Consider the following 21,973-nt stretch of genomic DNA (forward strand, 5'->3'; position numbering starts at 1 on the left):
CACCCTCCACCACCCACGAGCACGAGGACGACGATGCGCATCACCGTTGCGGAGCAACCCGTCGGCCGGCTGAGCGACGCGTGGCGCTTCGCGGTCGGCACCGGCCGGTTCGACCTGGCCCTGCGGCGCGACTACCAGGACTCGCTGGCGCTGATCCAACGCGAGATCGGCTTCCGGCACATCCGGGGGCACGGCCTGCTCAGTGACGGCGTGGGCGTGTACCGCCCGTACGAGTACCAGGGGCGACGCCACGTCCGGCACGCCTTCGGCTACGTCGACCAGGTCGTCGACGCGTACCTGGAGCTGGGCATCCGGCCGTTCGTGGAGTTGGGCTTCATGCCCTCCGGGCTGGCCAGTGGAGATCAGACGGTGTTCTGGTGGCAGGGCAACGTCACCCCGCCCCGATCGCACCGGGAGTGGGCCGACCTGGTCCGGACCACCGTCGCCCACCTCGTCGACCGGTACGGCCTCGACGAGGTGCGTGGCTGGCCGATCGAGGTGTGGAACGAGCCCGATCTGAAGGAGTTCTGGCAGGGCGCGGACGCCGACGCCTACCACCGGCTCTACGAGGTGAGCGCGCACGCGGTCAAGGACGTCGACGCCGACCTCCAGGTCGGTGGCCCGGCGCTCTCCCCCGGTGCCGACGACACCTGGCTGCCCCGGTTCGCCGAGTTCGTCACCGACCGCTCGGTGCCGGTCGACTTCGTCAGCCGGCACGCCTACACCTCCGGCCCGGCCCAACACGTACCGTTCGGCGTACACCAGGACCTGGCACCGGCGGGGCGGCTGCTGGAGCAGTTCGGCAGCCCTCGCCGGTTGCTCGCCGGCACCGCGCTGGCCGACCTGCCGGTGCACATCACCGAGTTCAACAGCTCCTACCGGCCGGACAACCCGATCCACGACACCGCCTTCCACGCCGCCTATCTGGCCCCGGTGCTGGCGAGCGGTGGCGACCTGGTCGACTCGTTCGCGTACTGGACCTTCAGCGACGTGTTCGAGGAGGTGGGTGTGCCGACCACCCTGTTCCACGGCGGGTTCGGGCTGCTCACCCACCGGCAGATCCGCAAGCCCACCTTCCACCTGTACGCCTTCATGAACCGGCTGGGCGGGCAGATCCTGGCTCGCGGCGCCGATCACCTGGTCACCCGCGACGACACCGGCCGGATCGCCGTGCTCGCCTGGGCTCCGGTGGACGTCACCGGCCGCGACCCGGTCGACAACCACACCGTCCGCCTGTCACTACCGATCACCGACGGGACGGCCCGCAGCGCCTTCCTGCTGCGCTCCTCGGTCAGCGAGGTGGCCGGCAACGCCTGGCGGGCCTGGTGCGAGCTGGGTCGGCCGGCCTCCCCCACCGCCCGACAACTGGACGTCCTGCGGCAGGCGGCCGAACCGGCCCGGCAGCACCGCGCGCTGCCGGTGCGGGCCGGTCGCGTCGAGGTGGACCTGCACCTCACCCGGCACGAGGTGACCCTGGCCGAGGTGAGCGCGGTGAGCGACGAGACGCCACCCTGGTGGGACGAGAGACGTCTACTCGGCCAGGAGTCGACGTGAGCACCGCCGCCCGCCGGGAGTTCGGCGCCGGCCCGCTGTCCCGGGTCGCGGCGCTGGTCTACACGCTGCTCGTGGTGGAGTTGCTGCTGCTGGTCTGTGCGGCCCCCGGCCTGGTGGCGCTGTTCGCCCTGGAACGGCACGTGAGCAACCTGCCGCTGGTCGCCGTCTGTGCGGTGCCGCTCGGCCCGGCCTTCTCCGCCGCGCTGTACGCCCTGCACCGTCAGCGCCTCGACCTGACCGAACTGCACCCGTGGCGACTGTTCTGGCGCGGTTACCGGGCCAACCTGACCGGCTCGCTGCTGGTCTGGGTGCCGACGCTGCTCTGGCTGACCGTGATCGCGGTCAACCTGGTCAACCTGCCGGCGGCGGGAGTGCCGGGTTGGTGGGCGGCGCCGCTGGTGCTGGTCGGTGCCGGGGTGTGCGTGGTCGGGCTCAACGCGCTGGTGATCACGTCGCTGTTCACGTTCCGGTTGCGCGACGTGTTCCGGCTGGCCGGGTACTTCGTGCTGCGTACCCCGGTGGTCGCCGTCGGCACCGCGTTGCTGCTGGTCGCGGCGACGGCGCTCACCGTGGCCACCTCGGAGGCGGCGCTGGCCGCCCTCGGCTCGGTGCTGGCGCTGGCGCTGGTGCGCGGTGGCACCCCGATGATCGACATCGTCCGGGACGAGTTCGTGCAGTGACCCGGCCGACGCTCAGGACGCGCCGGACGCGGGATCACGCCACTGGGTCGGGGTCACCCCGTGCTCGGCGCGGAAGCGTTTGATGAAGTAGCTGACGTCCGGGTAACCGACCCGTCGGCTGATCGCCGCCACGGTCAGGTCGGTGTCGGTGAGCAGCGACCGCGCCTGCTGCATGCGACGTTGCGCGATCCACTGCTGCACCGTCCGGCCGGTCTTGCGGCGTACCACGGTGGTGAGGTGGCCGGCGGTGAGCGCCAGGTCGGCGGCGACATCGGCGAGCGAGATCGGCTCCTGGTAACGCCGCTCGATGACGTCGAAGACCGCCGCCAGCAGCGGCTCCTCCGCCGCGCGGAGTTGGTCGGCGACGTCTGTCGACATCCGGGCCACGGCCACCAACAACAGGGTCAGGTGCGCGAGCGCGGCCTCCCGGTGGCCGTCGCGTCGGGCCCGCAACTCGGCGTCGAGCGCGGCGAGGCGTTCGACCCAGGCGTCCCGGTCGGACGGCGGTACGCGCAGCCGCTGTGCCCGGTCGGTGCCACGGGCGAACGGCAGGAGCAGCGGGTGCGACCGCCACGACGAGTAGGCGCCGGGCGTGCCCGGGCGCACCACGTCGGCCGGAAACCACACCGCCCATCCGTCGGTGACCGTCACGTCGATCGGCTCCGGGAAGGCGACCACCTGCCCCGGTGCGATGACGAACAGGTCCCCGTCGGCCACCGTCCACCTGCGATTGTCGATCTCCAACCGACCGGCGGCCCGGCGTGCGTAGAAGAGCACCAGGAAGTCGTGGGTGTGGGCACCGTCGGCGATCGGATGGGCCACCGGCTCGCCCTGCGGGACCCGAGCCACGGCGACCGGCGCGACGCCCGCCGCCCGGTCGAACCCGATCACCGGTACGCCCCGGCCGGTCACCCCGACAGCCTGCGGACCGGAGGCCAAACTTCGTCGCATCCGATCCACAGTTACGCCATTGTCCATGGTGTCACGCTCCACGACGCTAAGAGTACGACCGAACTTCATCTGATCTCGGAGCGTCGAATGACCGGACAGCCGCACCACACGGACGCACAGCAGTACCTGCCCGGCATGGGTAAGCACTGGCTGTTGCCGATCTACGATCCGTTCTCCCGCCTCGCGGGCGTCGGACGTCTGCACGGACAACTGATGGACCGGGCGAACCTCCGGTCCGGCCAGCGGATCCTCGAAATCGGCTGTGGTACCGGAAACCTCCTGACCGCGCTGGCGCACCGCCACCCGGACACCGTCGCCCTGGGCATCGACCCCGACCCGGCCGCCCTGCGCCGCGCCCGCCGCAAGGCGACGCGCGCCAACCTGCCGATCCATTACCACCAGGCGTTCGCCGGGGCGCTACCTCTGCCCGACGACAGCGTCGACCGGGTGCTGTCCGCCTTCATGCTGCACCACCTGGACGACGGCGAGCGGGCACGGGCGTTACGCGAGGCCCGGCGGGTACTGCGACGCGGCGGCGAGCTGCACGTGCTGGACATCGACGGCACCCTGTCGGACCGGGGGAAACGCGTGGCGCACCGCAACCCCCGGATGGCCGCCAGCGTCCCCGAACGGGTGCTCGCCGCGCTGATCGACGCGGATCTGATCCGCCCGGCGACCAACGGCGGCGGCAGGGCGTGGTTCGGCCGGTACGCCTTCTACCGCGCCGAGGCACCCTGAACCCGCGCCCGACCTGCCAGCCGTCGACGCCCCGGCACGGGAACGGCTCCGGCACCCCGGCGAGGCCCCGGTGCGCACCGGTCGGCGGCCGGGCTCAGTGCAGCGGCCGGCCGTGCGCGTCGGGCACCCCGGACTTTCGGTGGAAGTAGGCGTTGACCTGGTCACGCCACTCTCGCGCGCAGCGCAGCTGCTCGTCGAGCCGCTCGGTCACCCGGGCGTGCACGGCCGCGTCGACCAGCCCGACCAGCGACTTCCACCGCAGGCGGGCCGCCTCCACCTCGGCCACCCCGTCGAAGTGGGTGTCGTAGATGTGCTGGATGACGGTGCGTCCGCTGTGCAGCACGTGCTCGTACGGCACGTGGTGGAAGAAGAGCAGCAGCTCGTCGGGGCAGGTGTCCGGGGATTCGTACACCCGGGACCACGGCCGTGGGTACTGGCCGGTGAAGCCGGTGCCGGTGGCCCGGGTGCGGTCCACGCCCACGCCGTCCCGGTCGGCGAAATGGTACGTCCCCCACGGGGTGTACTCGTACCCGTCGACGTCCGGGCCGTAGTGGCTCCCCGGCCGCACCATGAACCCCACGCCCAGTGGGGCGGTGTACCGCTCGTAGGTGCGCCACGAGTCGTCCATGATCTCGTGGACGGTGCGGCGGAGCAGGTCCGGGTCGGCGACGGTCTCCGGGTGGAACGTCAGCTCGATCCACTCGTCGAGCACCACCGCCGGGCTCAGTCGCGGATCCCAGGCGAGTCGACCGAACGCGTACAGGTTGGCCTGGGCCAGCGGATGCCCGGTCCAGAACGGGTCGTCACCCACATTGGAGACGGCCACCAGGCCACCGCCGTCGGCGGCCACGCCGGAGACGGTCTGCCCGTCGTCGCCCCAACCGAACCGGAGCACCTCGCTCCACCAGGGAGCCAGGTAGCACACGTGCCGCTGCTGACCGGTGTACTCCTGCGTGACCTGGAACTCCACCGCCAGCCGGGTGTCGGGCATCGCCGTGATCACCGGGGAGACGGGCTCCCGGGTCTGGAAGTCCATCGGACCGTGCTTGACCTGCACGATGACGTTGTCGCCGAAGCGGCCGTCGAGTGGGGCGAAGTGGTCGTAGGCGGCGCGGGCACGGTCGGTCGAGCGGTCCCGCCAGTCCTGCTGGTGGTTGTAGACGAAGGCCCGCCAGTGCACCACACCGCCGTGCGGCGCCAGCGCCTCGGCGAGCAGATTCGCGCCGTCGGCGTGGTCGCGGCCGTAGCTGAACGGGCCCGGCTGCCCCTCCGAGTCGGCCTTCACCACGTAGCCGCCGAAGTCGGGGATGCGGGCGTACACCGCCCGGGTGGTCTCGGCCCACCACGCCCGCACCGCCTCGTCGAGCGGGTCCGCGGTGGGCAGCCCGGCGAGGACGACGGGTGCGGCGAAGGTGACCGACAGATGCACCCGGATGCCGTACGGGCGGAACTCGTCGGCGATCTCGGCGACCTCGTCGAGTCGCTCGGTGAGCAGCCGCGCCTCGGCGGCGTGCACGTTGACGTTGTTCACCGCCACCGCGTTGATCCCGCACGCGGCCAGCAGTCGCGCGTACGCCCACAGCCGGTGGCGGTCGCGTCGGGGACGACCGTCGCTCCAGAAGATCGACCCGCCGGAGTAGCCGCGTTCGACCTGCCCCATCACCGGGTGCACGTCGACGTTGTCCCAGTGGTCGAGCATCCGGCGGCGCATCGCGGGACGGTGCCGCCGTGCCGCCCGGGGTGCGCCGAACGCCGACTCGCCGAGCCGGACGACGTGGAACAGCCCGTAGAGGAGCCCGGCCGGTTCGTCGGCGAGCACCACGGTGACCTCACCGTGGCGGGCCAGCGCGTAGCCCTCCGCGCCGAGTGGCCCGTCGTCGGCCGCGTCCAGCTCGGCCAGCACGGCGTCGAGTTCGGTGGGGCCGCCGTCGGCGGCCGACACCAGGGCGAGCACCAGGCTCGGTGCCGGCCCGGCCGTCCCGCGCCGGACGCTGCCCCCGTGGACGGCGCTGGCCTGCTCGATCTCGGCGACGACCGTGTCCACGAGGCTGCCGTCGCCGAGCACGAGGCAGTGCCGGGAGCCGATCGCGCGGAACGCCTCGGGCGGCAACCAGGCGGGGTGGACGTCGGTCGAAGCGGGGCGGCTCATCGCGCAGATCGTAACGATTCCGACAGGGGCGTCAAGATACTTCCGGAAGGTACCGGTGGGCACGCTGGGGGGTGGCGGGCCCACCGGCCGGTGATTCAGGTGGCGCCGCCCCGACCGCCACCGGATGGCGGTAGCCGTCAGGCCGGTTCGACGGGCAACCACAACTCGCAGGTTGCGGTGCTGAAGTCGGCCGCGCGTTCGAGGATCGCGACCATCGACGGACCGGGCCGAAGCCGCCACGGGTTCGACGGGAACCACTCCGCGGCGGTCGCCGTCCAGGTCCGTTGCAGGGCCTGCGGATGGGGTCCGGCCGTGCGGAAGACCGCCCACGCACCGGCCGGTACCTCGATGCTGTCGAGGTCGTCCGGGACGCCGGTGTCGTGGCTGACCGCGACCCCGTGCAGGTAGGTCAGCTCGGTGCCCTCGACCGCGTCCGGGCCGATGTCGGCGGTGACCTGGAGCAGGCCCGCCGGCTCGGTGTCGCTGAGCTGCTTCAGGCGCTGGTGCTCCTCGGCGGGTAGGGCGGCGATGTGCCGCTGGATGTGCGGATTGACCCCGTGGTGGATGAGCGGAACGCGGGCGGCGTGTCCGACGAGCCGCAACCCGGGCCGGTCGACGATGCGGGTGTCCACGGGGGTGCTCCCTTCGACGGTCAGGCGGAACCTGAGCTGCGGTTGAGTACGAAGGGGGCCACCATCGCGACGAGCGTCGCCGGGGCCGACGCCGTGGACGGCCCGGAACGCACGGCCGAACGCCTCCGTCGAGCCGTACCCGTACCGCACCGCGATGCTGAGCAGGTCGTCCTCACCCCGGACGACGTCGCCCGCGGCGACGGTCATGCGCCGCCGACGTACGTACTCCGACAGCGGCATGCCGGCCAGCGACGAGAACATCCGCCGCAGGTGGTACTCGGTCGTGCCGAGTGCCCGAGCCGACGCGGTGACGTCGAGTTCCTCGGTGAGGTGCTCCTCGACGAGGTCGACAAGCCGGTTGAGTGCCGAGATCATGAAGCCCCCTTTTCGACGTCAAGCCTGGCCCGCGCGAGGCGGTCCGCGCCCGATCGTCCTGGCCCGATCCGATCATGTGAAAGCGGGCGGTCGCTCGGGGCGCGCCGTCGTTTGGGCGGCCGGCGGGCGGGTAGACGCCGGATCCGCGGCGAGAGGGGTACGGCGAGGTGGACGACGACCAGTTCATCGACTCGGTGGCGAGCCGCACAGGGAGCTCGGCAGAACAGGCGACCGCCATCGCGCGGGCCACGCTGACCACCCTGGCGGAGCGGATCGACGGAGGTGAGGCACGCGACCTCGCCCGTCACCTGCCGGAGGGTCTGCGCGCGTACGCGTTCGGCCCGCAGGAGAGCGCCGAACGCTTCGGGCTCGACGTTTTCGTGCAGCGGGTCGCGGGACGCTCGGACGTCGACCCCGAGACGGCGGCAGCGGGCATCCGGGCGGTCCTGGACACCCTCCGCGAGGCCGTCGAGGCCAGCCAGTACGACGACGTCATCGCGTTCCTGCCCGCCGAGTTCTGGCAGGTGGCGAATCCTGCCCCACAGTACGACGCGCAGCACGAGCGGGGCTGATCACGCCCTCGGCGGTCACTCGGCCTGGGCGGCCCCGGTCGCCGGCTCCAGGTACACCGGAAGGTGGTCGCCGGCCTGGGCGACGAAGAGCGCAACCTCGTACGCCATGTCGCCGACCTCCGCATCGCCGTCGATCCCGACGGCGAGGACGGCGCCGCTGCCGGTGGTGGCGTGGAACAGGAACGCCCGGGACATCTGCACCACGACCTGGTGCAGCTCACCGTCTCCGCAGACCTGCGCGGCGGCCAGGCCCAGCGCCTGGAGCCCACAGACCATGCCGGACAGCTCGGTGGCGAGTTCGTCGTCGATGCCCCGGGAGGCGCCCAGCAGGAGCCCGTCCGGGGAGAGCACCACCGCGAACTGTGCCCCCGGCACGCGGTCGACGATGTCGTCGAGCGCGCTGCTGAGGTTGTCGGCGGTGGCGACCGCAGGAGTCATGGCAGGTCCTCTCGTTGGGCGAACCGGTTGGTACGGGCCGGTTCAGGCTCAGTCCGCGGGCTGTCCGTTCAGCACGACGGCCCGGCCAGGATGGTACGAAGCGGGGGCCAACAGCTCGGTGCGGTTGCCCCCGCCGAGACGGATTGGGTCAGACCGGCCGGGCAGGTCCGTGCAGGCCCGCCAGGCCGGGCACGCCGACCCGACCGAGTTCCCCGCCGGAGTCCGCGTCCTGCCAGGACACCACAGCCCGATGGCCCAGGTAGAGGCGGCTGCCGTCCGGACTGAGCGCGAGACCGGTGACCGGGTCCGTCGCCTGCTCGGCGGTGACGGTGAGACCGGTCAGGTCCACGGCCCGCACCCCGGTTCCCGAGCCCAGGTACAGCCGCTTCGTGGAGGCCGCCGCGAAGGCCGGAGCGCGGTCGGCGGCGAGGGTGGCCGTGCGGCGTACGGTCAGCTCCTCGGTGGAGATCTCCGCGACCGCGCCGGAGCCGACGTCGGCGACGTAGAGCCGGCTGCCGTCGGGGGTCAGCGCCATGGTGTGGCCCTCGGCGGCGCCTTCCCCGAACGGGTGCGGCAGGTCCACGCAGTACGCCCACCGCTGTTCGAGGTGCAGCGTGTGTACGAAGGCGTGCACGTCGCTGCCCGGCCGACCGCTGATCCGGTCCCGGGTGTGCCGGTGGTCCGGCTGGTGGGTGTAGAGCGTGTAGAGCACCGTGTGGTTCGGCGCCAGGACCGCCTGCCGCCCGTCGCCGCGCATCTCCTCCTCCGCCTCCTCCGGCACCACTTCCTTGGTGCGGGTCAGCAGCCGACCGGCGATCCCGGTGGCGAGGTCGACCAGACGCACCCGGTAGCGGTCCGGCGCGGCCGGTGGCAGCCACTCCAGCACGAACAGCCCGGTGAGGTCGTGGGTGAACGCCTCCGGCACCACGTTGCCCGGCAGCCGCAGCCGTTGCCGCACGCCACCGGAGTCGGCGATCAACACCAGTGTCTCGTCGCGCCCGGCTGGCCGGTCCCCGGTGGCGCTGAGCGCTTCGGTGGTCAGCGCCAGTCGGGTGCCGTCGGTGGAGACGGTCTGCGGCACCCATCGGCCGGGTAGCCGTACCCGCTCGGAGGCGTTGCCGCTGGCGGCGTCGACGCGGCGCAGAGCCGTGTCGGCACCGTCCGCGACGGCCGTGTAGACCAGCCGCCCGTCGGCGGTGGCCACTCCGGCACCGAGCGTCTGCCGGTCGGTGCCGCGCAACAGGGTCAGGCCACCGTCGTCGGTGACGAGCAGCGGGTCCGGCACCGGGTCGGCGGAGGCGGCGGTCGGGTCGCAGCCGGTCAGGGCGGCGGCTCCGGCCCCGGCCAGCACGGTCAGCAGGGTACGCCGCGAGATCGTCGTGTTCGCCATCATGTCCGGGTGACACCACCGGGGTGCCGAGGGTTCCCGTGCCACGGGTGGAACCTTCCCGGCTCCGGCGGTGTCAACAGGGGTGTTCCCACCGGAGGTTGTCCTGGACGACGAGCAGTTCGTCACCCGCGCGCAGGCAGGTGACCTGGAGGCGTACGAATTCCTGGTCGCCCGGCACACTGCGGCCGCGCACCGCACGGCGGTGCTGCTCGGCGCGGGCTCCGACGCCGAGGACGTCATCCAGGAGGCGTTCGTGAAGGGATACCGCAAGCTCGACCGCTACCGTGGCGAGTCGTCGTTCCGCTCCTGGCTGCTGGCCATCGTGGCCAACGAGACCCGCAATCTGCACCGTACCCGGGAAAGACGCAACGGCCTGGTGCTGCGCGCGGCGCGCGTGGAGCCGGGCGCGGAGATCGTCGAGGACGACGCCGTCGACGCGGTCCTTGCCGGGGAGCGTCGGGCCGCGCTGGTGCGGGCCCTGCGGTCGCTGCCGTCCCGGGACCGGGAGGTGATCGTCTGCCGGTACCTGCTGGAACTCAGCGAGGAGGAGACGGTCACCATGCTGGGTTGGCCCCGGGGCACCGTGAAGTCGCGTACCTCACGCGCGTTGGTGAAGCTGCGCGGCCTGCTCGCGGTCGAGGAGGCCAGCCGTGGATGACCTGGAGAGGGAGCTGCGCGAGCTGGCCGCGTGGTTGGAGACCCCCGAGCCGCCGCAGGTCGCCGCCGAGGTCCGCGCCCGGCTGGCCGCCGCGCCGGACACCCGCCGCGTGGTGCGCCGACGGCGCTGGCGGTACGCGCTGGCGGCGGCGCTGGCCGCGCTACTGGTGGCGGTGCTGCCGCCGGGGCGGGCCGCGCTGGCCGACGCGGTGGCGGGCCTGCTGCGTTTCGCCGGCATCACCGTCAGCACCTCCCCCGCGCCGCCACCGCCGACCGGCGTCGGGTCGCCGCCGCCCGCCCAACGCAACGCCACGCTCGACGAGGCGCAGCGGCTGGTGCGTTTTCCGATCCGGGCCCCCGCCGTGCTGGGGCTGCCCGAACAGGCGCTGGTGGCCGACCCGGACGCCGAGGGCGGGCACCGGTTGGTGACCCTGCTCTACCGGGACGGCACCGTCCGCCTGGACACCTTCGACGGCCGACTCGATCTGGTCTTCTACAAGCAGGCCAGCGGATCGCAGACCCGGTGGACGTCGGTCGGCACGGCCCCGGCGATCTGGATCGACGGACCACACCCGGTCTCCTACGTGGACCGCGACGGCGTCGTCCGTCAGGAGAGCGCCCGGCTCGCCGCGGCGACCCTGATCTGGGAGGACGCCGGAATGACCTACCGGCTGGAAGGCGACCTGACCGCGACCGAGGCGGTCGCGATTGCCGTCACCCTGGAGTGAGCACTCACCGCGTCCGGGCACCGGCGATCTGAGAAAGCGACTCGGTCCGCCGAATGGCGGTTGGCAGCGTGATCATCCGCCGGTGCGCCGGAGGACACCCGTTCCCCGTCCACCGCTGTCCGGGGTAACGTCACGGCCCGGGCATCGGCCCGATGCTCTGCCCGGTACGCGGTGACCGACCGTCGGAACCTACCGGGATTTTTCCGGGACTGTGGGACGGCACAGCCGTCTGTCGGATATCCGCACGGCGGTTCCAGACCGGCCTTCCGGACGATTCGGACGAGGGTCGACCCCATTGTTTGTTAGCGCAAACACCTTGTCACGCAGAGCCACCGTCGTCAGCCTCCTGCTCCCCCGCCGATAAGTCGGGCCGACGAAGAGATCTCGGTATACCGTCTTGCTCTATGAAAGTTTCGGAAACGTGTCTTGTTTTTTTCGGATAAGTCTGCGACCGTTTTGGCCGTCGGTGGCCTGGGTCACTCCGAGGTTGATCGCGACGTGACCGCGAGCCGAGCCCGGACCAGCGCCTGTCGACAGGAGGCAGCCCTCGACGTCCTCGATCCGCGTGCCGGTCGATGGATCCGCTCGCAGGGGTGCCTCTGGTGGGCAGACTCCGCAGAGAGGAAGATTGATGAGGGCGAGAAAACTACTGGCTGTGTCGGTAGCCCTGGCGACCGGCGTCCTGGCGACGGCGGCCTGCGGGGGTGGCGACTCTGAGGGTCGCAACAGCGACGGCTCGGTCACCATGTCCTTCTGGCACAACGCCACGACCGGCGAGGGCAAGGCCTTCTGGGAGAAGACCGTCGCCGACTTCGAGGCCGCCAACGAGAACGTGAAGATCGAGATTCAGTCGATCCAGAACGAGGACCTGGACGGCAAGCTCCAGACGGCCCTCAACTCCGGCGACGCTCCCGACGTGTTCATGCAGCGCGGTGGCGGCAAGATGGCCGCGATGGTCAAGGCCGGCCAGCTGATGGACATCACGGACTCGATCACCGACGACACCAAGAAGGTGATCTCGGAGGGGTCCTTCACCGCGCAGACGATCGACGGCAAGGTCTACGCGATGCCGGTGGCGGTCCTGCCCGGTGGCTTCTTCTACAGCAAGGACCTGTTCGCCAAGGCCGGCATCACCCAGCCGCCGTCCACCCTCGCCGAGCTGCAGGACGCCGTGGCCAAGCTGAAGGCGGCGGGCGTGCAGCCGATCGCCCTCGGCGCGAAGGACGCCTGGCCGGCGGCCTTCTACTACTACTTCTTCGCGCTGCGTGAGTGCAGCTCGGAGACCATCACCCAGGCCGGTCAGACGATGAACTTCGACGACCCCTGCTGGCTCAAGGCCGGTCAGGACGTGCAGAACTTCGCCGCGACCGAACCGTTCAACAACGGCTTCCTGACCACCTCGGCGCAGCAGGGCGCCGGTAGCTCCGCCGGTCTGCTCGCCAACCACAAGGCGGCGATGGAGCTGATGGGTGCCTGGAACCCGGGCGTCATCGGCGACCTCACCCCGGACAAGAAGCCGCTGCCCGACCTGGACTGGTTCCCCTTCCCGAGCATCGAGGGCGGTGCCGGTCAGCCCGGAGCCATCCTCGGCGGCGTCGACGGCTACTCCTGCTCGGCGCAGGCCCCCAAGGCCGAGTGCACCGCCTTCCTGAACTACATCGCGCGCACCGACGTGCAGAAGGCCTACTACGAGGCGTTCAGCGCCCCGCCGGTCAACATCGAGGCGCAGGCGGCGGTCCAGGAGCCGCACCTGCAGTCCATCCTCACCGCCTACAGCCAGGCGCCGTTCGTCTCGCAGTGGCTCGACACCGTCTACGGCCAGAACGTCGGCAACGCCCTGAACACCGCCGTGGTGAACATGCTGGCCGGTAAGGGCGACCCGCAGAGCATCGTCGACGCGGTCAAGACCGCCGCCAAGAGGGCTCAGTAGTCCCAGCGTCATGTCTGATACGCAACACGAGAGCGTACGGCTCGCGCCGGACCCGGCATCGGGTCTGACGAAGGTCGGGGGTGACACGCCGGTCGTGTCACCCCCGGCCCCGCGCCGTCGACGCAAGGGCATCGGTTGGCCGGCCCGGCTGGAAATCGCGCTGATGACAGGACCGACACTGATCGTGTTCCTGTCCTTCGTCATCCTGCCCGTGGTGATGGCCGCCTACTACGGGTTCTTCAGCTGGCAGGGTTACGGGCCGGCCGAGAACTTCGTCGGCTTCCGCAACTACCTACTCATCTTCGAGGACAGCACCTTCCTCGCCGCCCTGCGCCACAACGCCACCATCGTGGTGTTGTCGCTGCTGCTCCAGGGGCCGGCGGCCGTCCTGCTCGCCCTGCTGCTGAACCGGCAGATCCGGGGGCAGACGGTCATCCGGGTGCTCATCTTCGTCCCCTACGTGATCTCCGAAGTGGTGGTCGGCACCGGCTGGAGCCTGATGCTGCACGGCGACGGCGTCGTCAACGCCGTCCTCGGGAAGATCGGGCTGGGCTCGTTGCAGAGCGAATGGCTCTCCGATCCGAAGATCGCGATCTGGACGCTGATGGGCATCCTCACCTGGAAGTACATCGGCTTCGCCGTCATCCTCTTCCTCGCCGGGCTCCAGGGCATCCCCGAGGAACTAACCGAGGCGGCGGCGATCGACGGCGCGTCGTACTGGCAGATCCAGCGTCGCATCACGCTGCCGCTGCTCGGGCCGACGATCCGCATCTGGGCGTTCCTGTCGATGATCGGCGCGTTGCAGTTGTTCGACCTGGTCTACATCATCTGGGGCCAGTACATCGCCGACACCGCCGGCACGTCCACGATGGCCACCTACATGGTCGCCAACGGCCGGACCGCCGGAGAGTACGGATTCGGCAACGCGGTCGCCGTGGTCCTGTTCTTCATCTCGCTCGTCGCCGCTCTGTTCTACCAGCGGTTCATTCTGCGCCGGGACACCGAGGGCGCGATCACCGGAGGGAGGCGCTGATGGCCGCGACCGCCGTGTTCGGGCGCCGGGCAAGGCGACCCCGCCAGCGAATGGCCTGGGGAAGCCCGTCCGTCTACTTCGTCGCGTTGCTGCTCATCGCGACGATGCTGGCGCCGGTCATCTACATCATCCTCGGTGGCTTCCGCACGAACGCGCAGATCACCACCGACCCCGCCGGGTTGCCCAACCCGTGGCAGGTGGAGAACTACCTCGACGTGCTGACCGGCGGGACGTTCTGGCGGCAGGTGCTCAACTCCACCATCGTCGCCCTGTTCACCACGGCGGGGGTGGTCACTCTCGGCCTGATGACCAGCTTCATCATCGCCCGGTACAAGTTCTGGGGCCGGGGGGCGATGTACTCGCTGTTCGCCGCCGGGTTGATGTTCCCGCTGACCGTGGCGATCACGCCGCTGTACATCCTGGTCAAGAACCTCGGGCTGATGAACACGCTGCCCGGGGTGATCCTGCCGCAGATCGGCTTCGGCATCCCGATGACGATCATCATCCTGGTTCCCTTCGTACGGGCCATCCCCGACGAGATCCAGGAGGCGGCGTCGATCGACGGCTGCGGCCGGTTGGGCTTCTTCTGGCGGATGGTGCTGCCACTGGCCATGCCGGGGGTCATCACCGTGGGCATCCTGACCTTCATCCAGAGCTGGAACGGCTATCTGCTGCCGCTGTTCATCCTGAACCGGGAGGAGACCTTCACGCTGCCCCTCGGCGTGCAGGCCTTCGCCTCGCAGTACTCGGTCGACACGGCCAAGGTCCTGGCGTTCACCTCCCTGTCGATGATCCCGGCGCTGGTGTTCTTCAGCCTGTTCCAACGCCGGATCGTCGGCGGACTCACCGGAGCCGTGAAGGGCTGATCGTCAGCGGCTCACGACGCGGCCGTCCCGGTACGACTCAGGTCATACCGCGACGGCCGCGTCGTTCTGCTGCCCGGCTGCGTCGGTCTGCTGCCCGGCCGGGGCGCGCAGCGTGGCCGAATGCCGCCGTGTCGATCACGACCGGGTCGTCGCGGGGGTCGACCCGCCGGGCGATCGCTGGTCACACACAGGCGAGCAGGGCGTCGAGCGGGCGTGGCACGCTGTCCCGGGCGACGGCGGCCTCGACGAGCAGCCGGGCGTAGCGCAGGTTGCGACGCGAACTGCTGCGCAGGAACCGCCACAGTTGCGCGTCACGATCCCGCCCCCGCCAGGCGGGCTGACTCTGGAACGCGCGGAACTGTCGCAGGTCACCCTGGGCGTCGAAGAGGGCTTCGACACCCGAGCCGCCGACCGCGCGGATCAGCTCGTCCTCCAGGTCGTCGACGCAGACGTGGAACCCGAGCTGCTCCAGCTCAGCGCGGGTGCCCGGCGTACCGACGCCCGCCTCCGTCAGTCCGCGCCGGAAGATCTCCTCTTCGCGTACGTCGCAGAGGCCGGCGAGACGCAACCCGGTGGCCGACGGACCCAGCCGGGTCAGGAAGCGCCCGATCGCGTGGGCCCCACCGATCGGGACGACGACGATCCGCTCCGCCGCGAGGTCCCGGCCCCGGCCGACCGCCAACGTCTCCAGGGCGATCTGGTCGCTGATGCCCTCGACGAGCACCACCGCCACGGCGGACTCGGCCTGCGCCAGGGCACGGGCGGTGGCCCGCATCGAGGTGGCGTTGCCGCCCAACGGCCCGTCGAGACCGACCGGGGCCGACCCGGACCGCGACGTGACATCCATGTGTGGGCCTCCCCGTCCGGTCGGTGGGGCCCCAACGACGGGCGACAAAAGACAAAGGCAGAGAGTCACCTCCCTGCCACTCCTAACGTATAGCGCACCCGGGGGCTTGTGGCAAGACCCCGGTCCTGGCGCAGAATCGAGTACGGTCTGCCGGCCGTCGTCGGGGTGGCCGACGCCACCCGGCTGAGCCCCGACGGCCAGCGGATCCGGGTGCACGCCAGCGACGGCTACGTGCAGATCCTGCCCTGATGGACGACCTCGCCTGACGGGCCGATTCGGCGGTTGGCGCGCAGCTACCCGCTCAGGCCGAGCGCCTGCGCCGTGAAGAAGGCGGTGAGCCAGGCCCATCCGGTGATGACGACGGCGCGCTGAATGAGGCCGAGGTGCGGTGACGTCTCCTCCCACGCCCTGCCGAACCAACCGATTCCGACGAAGAGGGCGACGGCGACACTGGCCGAGCCGGTCCGCCACCACGTCCCGGGCAGCGTGAACGTCGCGATCGCCGCAGCGAGGGGCAGAGCCAGGAAGACGACGGCCCCGGCGAAGTCGTGGACTCGGTGCCCGACGCTGCTCTCCTCGGGTATCCCGGGTGGAGCGCCCGGCGGGTAGCCGAGCATCGGGTCCATCCGGAACACCCCGGAGGCGACGAGGCCGAGCCCGAACACGGCCAGGACCCCACCGAGCAGAACACTCGGCCCGTCGGCGACCGTCCCGACCGCCCCCACGGTTATCGCAGCACCCGAGACGAGGAAGTTCGTCGTCTGGATCCAGCCTCGCCGGCCCAGCGCCAGGGCGCTGATCGGGTGACGCACCGACGAGTAGTGCTTTCGGCTCCCACCGTCGATGAGGAACACCAGCACGAACAGCACCGCACCGGCGGCACCTGTCCAGAGGGTCACCAGAATCCCTCCTGCGGTCTGCTGGGCTTTCCGGCGGCCTCAGTACATCGCGTCAGCCGCCGTCCCGGGCAGTGCCGATCGTCATGAGGTCCGGTGTGACACCGCCGCCCGGATGCTGCCGTGGGAGGCGACGCACCTTGCCCGTCGGCTGGCGAACCCCTAGCCTTGATTCACTTATGTCGATTGATCATCGGGGGCGTTGATGCGACGGCGGACGAGGTGGACGATCCGGCTGGCCACAGCCCTGGTCGCGGTGGGGAGCCTGGTGACCTCGACGGCCGTGGTCGGCACCGCGCACCAGCCCACCGAACCACCCACCGCAGTGGTCGACTGGAGCGCCGAGCGACAGACGATCGACGGCTTCGGTGGGTCCTTCGCGTTCCACAAGGCGGGCGGGATCCAGCGGTTGGGCGAGCCGCTCACCTCGCAGATGCTCGACATGATCTTCGACGACAAGACCGGCATCGGGCTGGACATCGTCCGTGTCATGGTGGGCGACGGGGGCGTCTGGGGCGACCAGCTCTACGACGGCCCGACGCAGACGATCGCCCCGGAGCCGGGCGTCTTCGTGTGGGACCAACCCGACTGGGCGCAGCGCAAGGCCGACTTCGACGCGTACCAGATCTGGTTGATGCGGCAGGCACAGGCGCGTGGCGTCAAGACGATCCTCGCCAGCGTGTGGAGCCCACCGGCATGGATGAAGCAGAACAACAGTGTGATCTCCTCCGGCCCTTCCGGCCCGCCGAACAAGCTCCGGCCCGACATGTACCAGGCGTTCGCGGACTACCTCGCGGAGTACGTGCTCGGCTACGAACGCGAGTTCGGCATCAGGATCACGCACATCTCGCCGACCAACGAACCCGACATCAGCACCGGGTACTCCAGTTGCCAGTGGACGGCCGAGGAACTGCGCGTGCTGGTACGCGACCACCTCGGCCCCACCTTCGAGCGCCGGGGCGTCACCGCGAAGATCGTCCTCGGCGAGGGCGTCGGCTTCCACGAGGGGTACGCGCTGCCCGCGATCGGCGAACCGGCGGCGAACCGGTACGTCGACGTCGTCGCGGCACACGGTTACGCCGGGCTGATCGACGACGCCACCCGGGCCGCGCCCACCGCGTTCACCACCTCGCACACGTTGGGCAAGACCATCTGGCAGACCGAGTACATGAACCAGGGCTCACCGCGTGACCGGCTGTTCGTCAACAACACCATCAGCGACGGCCTGCGCTACGCGACTCTCATCGGCAACCTGTTCGACGAGACCCGGCTGAGCGGCTACTTCTGGTGGTGGCCGGTGGCGAACAACGGCGCGGACGGCTCGGATCTGATCCGCCTGGTCAACACCGGCACCCCGCAGAGCGGCAACCCGACCGAGAACGGCCAGTACCGCATCTTCAAGCGGTACTACACGTTCGGCCAGTACAGCCGGTTCCTCGACCCGGGCGACGTGATGATCGATGCCACCAGCACACCGTCGCCCGGGGTGACGGTCACCGCGTACAAGGACGCGGCGACCCACGACTTCACCATCGTCGTGGTCAACAACAACCCGGACGACGTCCCGCTCACCGTCGACCTCACCGGCGGTTTCCCGCTGCCACCGGAGACCAAGCAGGACTGCAAGAAGGGCGGATGGGCCCACTTCGTCAACCCGACGTTCCGCAACCAGGGCGACTGCGTCTCCCACGTCGCCACCGGCAAGGGCCCGCGCTCGTCGGTGGTGCCGTACCGCACGTCGGCGAACGAGAACATGAAGAAGCTGGCCGAGGTCCGCACGCACGGCGGGTCGTTCAGCACCGAACTCCGTGGCCGCAGCGTCACGACGTTCGTACCGACGTGGTCCGAGCTGCCCGCGCTCCCCGACCGCAAGGACGTGTTCTCCACCTACCTCGCCGAGGAGAACGACGGGCAGTCCGCCGGGCTGCGGGTGGTCACGACGCCCGAGCACGGCAAGGTCGTCACGGGCGTACGCGATGGCAGCCACCTCCGCTGGGCGAACGTCAACTTCGCGGACGGCTCGGCGGCGGGCTTCCCGGAGCAGAAGGGCCAGCTGCGCCTGCACGTCACCGTCGCCGCGCAGGGCGGCGGAGTCATCGAGGCCCGGATCGGCAGCCCGAGCGGACCGCTGGTCGGCTCGATGACCGTACCGTCGGGAGATGGCAGCGACTGGGTGACCGCGACGACCTGGATCGACACCAGCCCACCGGCGGCGAACGGAATCCACGACCTCTACCTGGTGTTCACCGGCGGCACCGGCACCCTCTTCACCGTGGACCGCGCCGAGTTCAGCGACTGACCGTGCCGCCGGACGCACCGGTCATCGCCCATCCCGTGGCCGGACGCCGAGAGCCGCCACGCGGAGTGGTTCAGCCCTGTGCTCCCCCGGCGTCCTCGATCGTCACCTCGACCGGACCGACCCGCAGGATGCCATCGGTCAACGGGGTGCAGCGAACACCGCCTCTGCCGCGCAGGCCGCGCCAGGCACCGGGGCCGACGGTCACGTCCATCCAGGCGCACGGGGGTGCCGGCCGGTTCACCCGCAGCCGCACCGGTCCCTCGCCCGAGTCGAGCACCAGCGTCGCGCCGACCAGGTCGTCCACGCCGACGCCGCTGGTCAGGATGTTGCGGCGGACCTCGGCCAGGCCGATCCCCGGCGGCAGCGACTCGGCCGCGATGACGGTGACGCTCGCCTGACGGTGCGCGGCCTTGCCCAAGTACCGGTCGCCGACGATGCCCAGCTCCGCCCGGACCTGGATCTCGTTCACCAGCTCACCGGCGGGCGCCCGTTCCGGCCCGTCCGCCGGCCGGCCCACGAACCGGTGCACGGGCGAGGCCAGCAACTGGACGATCTCCGGCATGCCCCGACTGTATGACGCCCCGCGCCGACGCGCGGCCTTGCCGCCCGAACCCGGTCAGGAGAAGCGGCGTCCCTCGTCGCGGCGGTACGCCCAACCGGCGAGTCCCGCCAACGCGACGATCCACACCCCGAGCATGACCATCGAGGTCGGCTCGGGCCGGAAGTCGCCGACCGCCGTCCACATCAGCTCCACGGCACCCCGCGTGGGCAGGAACGGCGCGATCGTCTCGATGAAGGCGGGGGCCTGTCCCGGTGCGCTGAGCAGACCACCGCCGACGGCCAGCGGGAAGAACACCAGCTGGGCGACGACGATAGCCGCCTTGCTCGGCAGCGCGTACCCGATGGCCAGCCCCATCAGCGTGAACGGTACGGACACCACGGCGACGGCGGCGGCGGCGAGCGCGAACCCCGCCACGGTGGTACGCGCCTCGGTGAGCAGCGCCGCGATGAGCACCACCGGCAGCAGCGACAGGTAGGTGAGACACAGGCCCGCCAGCACCCGGCCGACGAATCGGGGCGTCGGTCCCACCGGAAGGGTGCGCAGGTACGGATCCCACGGCTGGGCGCGGTCCTCGGCGACGCCGATGCCGTACTGGAAGACGTTGGCGCTGAGCACCGCGAAGGTGACCATGGCGGCGGTGGCGTAGGTGGCGCCGACGGCGTTGTCGCCGACCGCCGGCACCACGAAGAAGAGCATCGCGGCGGCGGGGAAGAAGGCGCTGCCGAAGACGGCCACCGGCGTCCGGACGATCTCCAGCAGTTGGTAACGGGCATGGGCCAGGGCGTACTGCACGGTGATCTCCTCAGGCGGGGGTCGGTACGTCGGCGTCCGCCGGCCGACTGTCGGCGGTGATGGTGAGGAAGGCCTCCTCCAGCGAGGTGGGGCGGACCTCCAGGTCGCGGAAGGCCACCCCGGCGGTGACCAGGTCACGGACCAGTTGGTCGGCGTCGCCGGTGAGCAGGTGGACCCGGTCCCGGTCCCGCTCCACCCGCACCACGTGCGGCAGTGTCGGCAGGTCGTCGGTGGTCAGGCTGACCCGACGCAGGTCGACCACTCCGCGGATGGCGGAGACGGTGTCGTCGGCGAGCACCCGACCCTGCCCGATGACCACCACCCGCTGCGCCAGCGCCTCGACCTCCTCCAGGTAGTGGCTGGTGAGCAGGACCGTGCCGCCGTCGGCGTGGAAGTCCCGGATCGCGTCCCACAGCGTGCGCCGGGCCTCGACGTCGAGGCCGGTGGTCGGTTCGTCGAGCAGGACCAGTCGCGGCCGACCGACGAAGGCCAGCGCCACCGCCAGCCGCCGCCGCTGCCCTCCGGACAGCCCTCCGGTCTGCCGCCGGGCCAGGTCCGCCAGGCCGAACCGGTCGAGCAGCTCGGCCCGTGGGACGGGGTCGGGAAAGTGCGCCCCGACGAAGTCGACCACCTCGCCGACGCGCAGCGTGCCGGGCAACCCGGTCTCCTGCGGGGTGACCCCGACCTGTCGGCGACGCGCGGGGTCGCGGGGATCACCGCCGAACAGCAGCACCCGGCCGCCGGTCGGCCGACGCAGACCGATGAGCAGGTTGAGCAGGGTGCTCTTGCCGGCCCCGTTCGGCCCGAGGAGGCCGACCAGTTCCCCGGCCGGCACGTCCAGGTCGACCTGGTCGAGGGCCAGTACGTCACCGTAGCGTCGGGTGGCCTGCTCGGCCCTGGCGAGGATCATGGTGTCTCCTTGACGTCGGCGGGTGCGAGCAGCGAGCGGATCGCTTCCGTGTACTCCTCGAAGGCCAGGCGGCCCCGGCGGGTGAGGGCGATCAGGGTGACCGGGGTACGTCCCCGGTGGGTCTTGGTGACGGCGACGTACCCGGCTTCCTCCAGTCGCCGCAGGTGCACCGAGAGGTTTCCGGCGGTCATCCCGAGGACCTCCTGGAGACGAGGGAAGGTCACCTGATCACATTCGGGCAGAGCGGAGAGCGAGGCGACCACTCTCAACCGTGCCTGGGCGTGGATTACCGGATCGAGTTCGGTCACGCTTGACCCCTCCGGCGGAGCCAGCCGAGCAGGCCGGCCAGGAGCATCCCGCCACCGCCGGCCACCGACACGACCAGCGCGTGCCAGCCGGGGCCGGCGATGGTGCCGAGCACGTTGACCGCGGTGATCCAGACGCCGAGCAGGAACAGCGGGCGCTCCATCCAGATCGCGCCGCCGGCCATGTGCAGGATGCCGGTCAGACCCACCGCGAGGGCTGACCAGAGCAGGCCGATGAGGTCCGGCGGGAGGCTGTCGGACACCCGACCGGCGAGCACGAAGATGGTCAGGAAGCCCAGCCCCCAGGACCAGCCGTACCAGGCGCCACGCCGGGCGGACTCCCCGGTCACCTGTCCGTGCGCCCGTACGCCGGCCACCGCGGTGACGGCACCGGCGGCGGTCAGCAGCACGAACAATGTGGTCAGTGGCAGCCACGAGGGCATCCCGACCAGGGGCGTGTCACCCGGCGAGTAGTAGAGGAAGTGCAGCCCGAAGCCGATCAGCCAGGCCAGCCCCCAGGGCCAGTAGTAGGCACGGGGGTCGGGCTCGAACTGGCGGGCGGCGGTCGCCCGCTGCTCGTCGATCAGTCGCAGGGCGGCAGCCGGGTCCTCGGGTGGCAGGTCATCGTCGGTGTTCACGCAAACTACTTTATGGCATAAAGTCAAGCGT

General features: G+C 70.9%; 23 protein-coding genes. 11 read left to right on the top strand and 12 right to left on the bottom strand.

The window, feature by feature from the left end:
• The first annotated feature begins 33 nt into the window (after nucleotides 1-33).
• Complete coding sequence (locus tag ACLQ2S_RS22315) at nucleotides 34-1,554, top strand: GH39 family glycosyl hydrolase (protein WP_155221275.1); 1,521 nt, start codon at nucleotides 34-36, stop codon at nucleotides 1,552-1,554.
• Nucleotides 1,551-2,234, top strand: coding sequence for a DUF624 domain-containing protein (locus ACLQ2S_RS22320; protein ID WP_309223711.1), 684 nt, complete (start codon nucleotides 1,551-1,553; stop codon nucleotides 2,232-2,234). Before ACLQ2S_RS22315 ends, ACLQ2S_RS22320 begins: the two co-directional genes overlap by 4 nt.
• 12 nt (nucleotides 2,235-2,246) lie before the next feature.
• On the opposite strand, the gene ACLQ2S_RS22325 is transcribed toward ACLQ2S_RS22320, so the two are convergent.
• Nucleotides 2,247-3,185: an AraC family transcriptional regulator gene (locus tag ACLQ2S_RS22325; RefSeq protein ID WP_155221277.1), complete on the bottom strand. Its 939-nt coding sequence runs from the start codon at nucleotides 3,183-3,185 to the stop codon at nucleotides 2,247-2,249.
• An 87-nt stretch (nucleotides 3,186-3,272) separates the two neighbouring features.
• Between ACLQ2S_RS22325 and ACLQ2S_RS22330 the strand changes: the two genes are divergently transcribed.
• Nucleotides 3,273-3,923: a class I SAM-dependent methyltransferase gene (locus ACLQ2S_RS22330; RefSeq protein WP_155221279.1), complete on the top strand. Its 651-nt coding sequence runs from the start codon at nucleotides 3,273-3,275 to the stop codon at nucleotides 3,921-3,923.
• Nucleotides 3,924-4,017: 94 nt separating this feature from the next.
• On the opposite strand, the gene ACLQ2S_RS22335 is transcribed toward ACLQ2S_RS22330, so the two are convergent.
• Both ACLQ2S_RS22335 and ACLQ2S_RS22340 read right to left on the bottom strand, forming a co-directional pair.
• Nucleotides 4,018-6,072: an alpha-glucuronidase gene (locus tag ACLQ2S_RS22335; protein ID WP_155221281.1), complete on the bottom strand. Its 2,055-nt coding sequence runs from the start codon at nucleotides 6,070-6,072 to the stop codon at nucleotides 4,018-4,020.
• Between the two features lie 137 nt (nucleotides 6,073-6,209).
• Nucleotides 6,210-7,079, bottom strand: coding sequence for an AraC family transcriptional regulator (locus ACLQ2S_RS22340; RefSeq protein WP_155221283.1), 870 nt, complete (start codon nucleotides 7,077-7,079; stop codon nucleotides 6,210-6,212).
• Nucleotides 7,080-7,246: 167 nt separating this feature from the next.
• Between ACLQ2S_RS22340 and ACLQ2S_RS22345 the strand changes: the two genes are divergently transcribed.
• Entirely contained in the window at nucleotides 7,247-7,651 is a 405-nt protein-coding gene (locus ACLQ2S_RS22345) for a DUF2267 domain-containing protein (RefSeq protein WP_309223712.1), read from the top strand.
• Between the two features lie 15 nt (nucleotides 7,652-7,666).
• Here ACLQ2S_RS22345 and ACLQ2S_RS22350 read toward each other — a convergent pair whose 3' ends face one another.
• Both ACLQ2S_RS22350 and ACLQ2S_RS22355 read right to left on the bottom strand, forming a co-directional pair.
• Nucleotides 7,667-8,089, bottom strand: a complete 423-nt coding sequence (locus tag ACLQ2S_RS22350) for a roadblock/LC7 domain-containing protein (RefSeq protein WP_155221285.1) — start codon at nucleotides 8,087-8,089, stop codon at nucleotides 7,667-7,669.
• Between the two features lie 148 nt (nucleotides 8,090-8,237).
• Nucleotides 8,238-9,524, bottom strand: coding sequence for a YncE family protein (locus ACLQ2S_RS22355; RefSeq protein ID WP_425702648.1), 1,287 nt, complete (start codon nucleotides 9,522-9,524; stop codon nucleotides 8,238-8,240).
• A 25-nt stretch (nucleotides 9,525-9,549) separates the two neighbouring features.
• On the opposite strand from ACLQ2S_RS22355, the gene ACLQ2S_RS22360 reads away from it, so the two are divergent.
• The 5 genes from ACLQ2S_RS22360 to ACLQ2S_RS22380 all read left to right on the top strand — a co-directional run bounded on the left by ACLQ2S_RS22360 (nucleotide 9,550) and on the right by ACLQ2S_RS22380 (nucleotide 14,693).
• Nucleotides 9,550-10,137: an RNA polymerase sigma factor gene (locus ACLQ2S_RS22360; protein WP_309223714.1), complete on the top strand. Its 588-nt coding sequence runs from the start codon at nucleotides 9,550-9,552 to the stop codon at nucleotides 10,135-10,137.
• A complete protein-coding gene (locus tag ACLQ2S_RS22365) occupies nucleotides 10,130-10,864 on the top strand; it encodes a hypothetical protein (RefSeq protein WP_425702650.1) in 735 nt (244 codons plus the stop codon). Before ACLQ2S_RS22360 ends, ACLQ2S_RS22365 begins: the two co-directional genes overlap by 8 nt.
• 655 nt (nucleotides 10,865-11,519) lie before the next feature.
• Nucleotides 11,520-12,794 carry an ABC transporter substrate-binding protein gene (locus ACLQ2S_RS22370; protein ID WP_309223716.1) on the top strand — a complete coding sequence of 425 codons (1,275 nt, stop codon included), beginning with the start codon at nucleotides 11,520-11,522 and terminating at the stop codon, nucleotides 12,792-12,794.
• 10 nt (nucleotides 12,795-12,804) lie between these two features.
• Nucleotides 12,805-13,827 carry a carbohydrate ABC transporter permease gene (locus tag ACLQ2S_RS22375; RefSeq protein WP_155221289.1) on the top strand — a complete coding sequence of 341 codons (1,023 nt, stop codon included), beginning with the start codon at nucleotides 12,805-12,807 and terminating at the stop codon, nucleotides 13,825-13,827.
• Nucleotides 13,827-14,693 carry a carbohydrate ABC transporter permease gene (locus ACLQ2S_RS22380; RefSeq protein WP_425702653.1) on the top strand — a complete coding sequence of 289 codons (867 nt, stop codon included), beginning with the start codon at nucleotides 13,827-13,829 and terminating at the stop codon, nucleotides 14,691-14,693. The genes ACLQ2S_RS22375 and ACLQ2S_RS22380 overlap by 1 nt, the downstream gene beginning before the upstream one ends.
• Nucleotides 14,694-14,874: 181 nt before the next feature.
• Here the strand turns inward: ACLQ2S_RS22380 and ACLQ2S_RS22385 are convergent, their stop codons facing one another.
• Nucleotides 14,875-15,540 carry a TOPRIM nucleotidyl transferase/hydrolase domain-containing protein gene (locus ACLQ2S_RS22385; RefSeq protein WP_425702655.1) on the bottom strand — a complete coding sequence of 222 codons (666 nt, stop codon included), beginning with the start codon at nucleotides 15,538-15,540 and terminating at the stop codon, nucleotides 14,875-14,877.
• A gap of 108 nt (nucleotides 15,541-15,648) precedes the next feature.
• Between ACLQ2S_RS22385 and ACLQ2S_RS22390 the strand changes: the two genes are divergently transcribed.
• Entirely contained in the window at nucleotides 15,649-15,789 is a 141-nt protein-coding gene (locus ACLQ2S_RS22390; RefSeq protein WP_155221293.1) for a hypothetical protein, read from the top strand.
• Nucleotides 15,790-15,833: 44 nt separating this feature from the next.
• Here the strand turns inward: ACLQ2S_RS22390 and ACLQ2S_RS22395 are convergent, their stop codons facing one another.
• Nucleotides 15,834-16,439 (bottom strand): DUF998 domain-containing protein, encoded by a 606-nt coding sequence (locus ACLQ2S_RS22395; RefSeq protein ID WP_309223717.1) that lies wholly within the window; start codon nucleotides 16,437-16,439, stop codon nucleotides 15,834-15,836.
• 202 nt (nucleotides 16,440-16,641) lie between these two features.
• On the opposite strand from ACLQ2S_RS22395, the gene ACLQ2S_RS22400 reads away from it, so the two are divergent.
• Nucleotides 16,642-18,735, top strand: a complete 2,094-nt coding sequence (locus ACLQ2S_RS22400; protein WP_425702657.1) for a glycoside hydrolase — start codon at nucleotides 16,642-16,644, stop codon at nucleotides 18,733-18,735.
• Nucleotides 18,736-18,805: 70 nt separating this feature from the next.
• Here the strand turns inward: ACLQ2S_RS22400 and ACLQ2S_RS22405 are convergent, their stop codons facing one another.
• The 5 genes from ACLQ2S_RS22405 to ACLQ2S_RS22425 are packed head-to-tail and all read right to left on the bottom strand — an operon-like array spanning nucleotide 18,806 to nucleotide 21,942.
• Entirely contained in the window at nucleotides 18,806-19,297 is a 492-nt protein-coding gene (locus ACLQ2S_RS22405) for a molybdenum cofactor biosysynthesis protein (protein WP_425702659.1), read from the bottom strand.
• A gap of 54 nt (nucleotides 19,298-19,351) precedes the next feature.
• A complete protein-coding gene (locus tag ACLQ2S_RS22410; protein WP_309223718.1) occupies nucleotides 19,352-20,089 on the bottom strand; it encodes an ABC transporter permease in 738 nt (245 codons plus the stop codon).
• 10 nt (nucleotides 20,090-20,099) lie between these two features.
• Nucleotides 20,100-20,999, bottom strand: coding sequence for an ABC transporter ATP-binding protein (locus ACLQ2S_RS22415; RefSeq protein ID WP_155221302.1), 900 nt, complete (start codon nucleotides 20,997-20,999; stop codon nucleotides 20,100-20,102).
• A complete protein-coding gene (locus ACLQ2S_RS22420; protein ID WP_309223719.1) occupies nucleotides 20,996-21,307 on the bottom strand; it encodes a transcriptional regulator in 312 nt (103 codons plus the stop codon). Before ACLQ2S_RS22420 ends, ACLQ2S_RS22415 begins: the two co-directional genes overlap by 4 nt.
• Nucleotides 21,304-21,942 (bottom strand): transporter, encoded by a 639-nt coding sequence (locus tag ACLQ2S_RS22425; RefSeq protein WP_309223720.1) that lies wholly within the window; start codon nucleotides 21,940-21,942, stop codon nucleotides 21,304-21,306. Before ACLQ2S_RS22425 ends, ACLQ2S_RS22420 begins: the two co-directional genes overlap by 4 nt.
• Nucleotides 21,943-21,973 lie beyond the last annotated feature (31 nt).

Origin of the sequence: Micromonospora sp. DT48 (genome assembly GCF_049844495.1) — a bacterium.
Taxonomy (GTDB): domain Bacteria; phylum Actinomycetota; class Actinomycetes; order Mycobacteriales; family Micromonosporaceae; genus Micromonospora.

Bases quoted from the DNA above. Each gene is read 5' to 3' on its own strand.
- ACLQ2S_RS22340 (WP_155221283.1), bottom strand. From the start codon at position 7,079: ATGATCTCGGCACTCAACCGGCTTGTCGACCTCGTCGAGGAGCACCTC.
- ACLQ2S_RS22400 (WP_425702657.1), top strand. From the start codon at position 16,642: ATGCGACGGCGGACGAGGTGGACGATCCGGCTGGCCACAGCCCTGGTC.
- ACLQ2S_RS22415 (WP_155221302.1), bottom strand. From the start codon at position 20,999: ATGATCCTCGCCAGGGCCGAGCAGGCCACCCGACGCTACGGTGACGTA.
- ACLQ2S_RS22315 (WP_155221275.1), top strand. From the start codon at position 34: ATGCGCATCACCGTTGCGGAGCAACCCGTCGGCCGGCTGAGCGACGCG.
- ACLQ2S_RS22405 (WP_425702659.1), bottom strand. From the start codon at position 19,297: ATGCCGGAGATCGTCCAGTTGCTGGCCTCGCCCGTGCACCGGTTCGTG.
- ACLQ2S_RS22350 (WP_155221285.1), bottom strand. From the start codon at position 8,089: ATGACTCCTGCGGTCGCCACCGCCGACAACCTCAGCAGCGCGCTCGAC.
- ACLQ2S_RS22385 (WP_425702655.1), bottom strand. From the start codon at position 15,540: ATGGATGTCACGTCGCGGTCCGGGTCGGCCCCGGTCGGTCTCGACGGG.
- ACLQ2S_RS22325 (WP_155221277.1), bottom strand. From the start codon at position 3,185: ATGCGACGAAGTTTGGCCTCCGGTCCGCAGGCTGTCGGGGTGACCGGC.
- ACLQ2S_RS22335 (WP_155221281.1), bottom strand. From the start codon at position 6,072: ATGAGCCGCCCCGCTTCGACCGACGTCCACCCCGCCTGGTTGCCGCCC.
- ACLQ2S_RS22330 (WP_155221279.1), top strand. From the start codon at position 3,273: ATGACCGGACAGCCGCACCACACGGACGCACAGCAGTACCTGCCCGGC.
- ACLQ2S_RS22380 (WP_425702653.1), top strand. From the start codon at position 13,827: ATGGCCGCGACCGCCGTGTTCGGGCGCCGGGCAAGGCGACCCCGCCAG.
- ACLQ2S_RS22375 (WP_155221289.1), top strand. From the start codon at position 12,805: ATGTCTGATACGCAACACGAGAGCGTACGGCTCGCGCCGGACCCGGCA.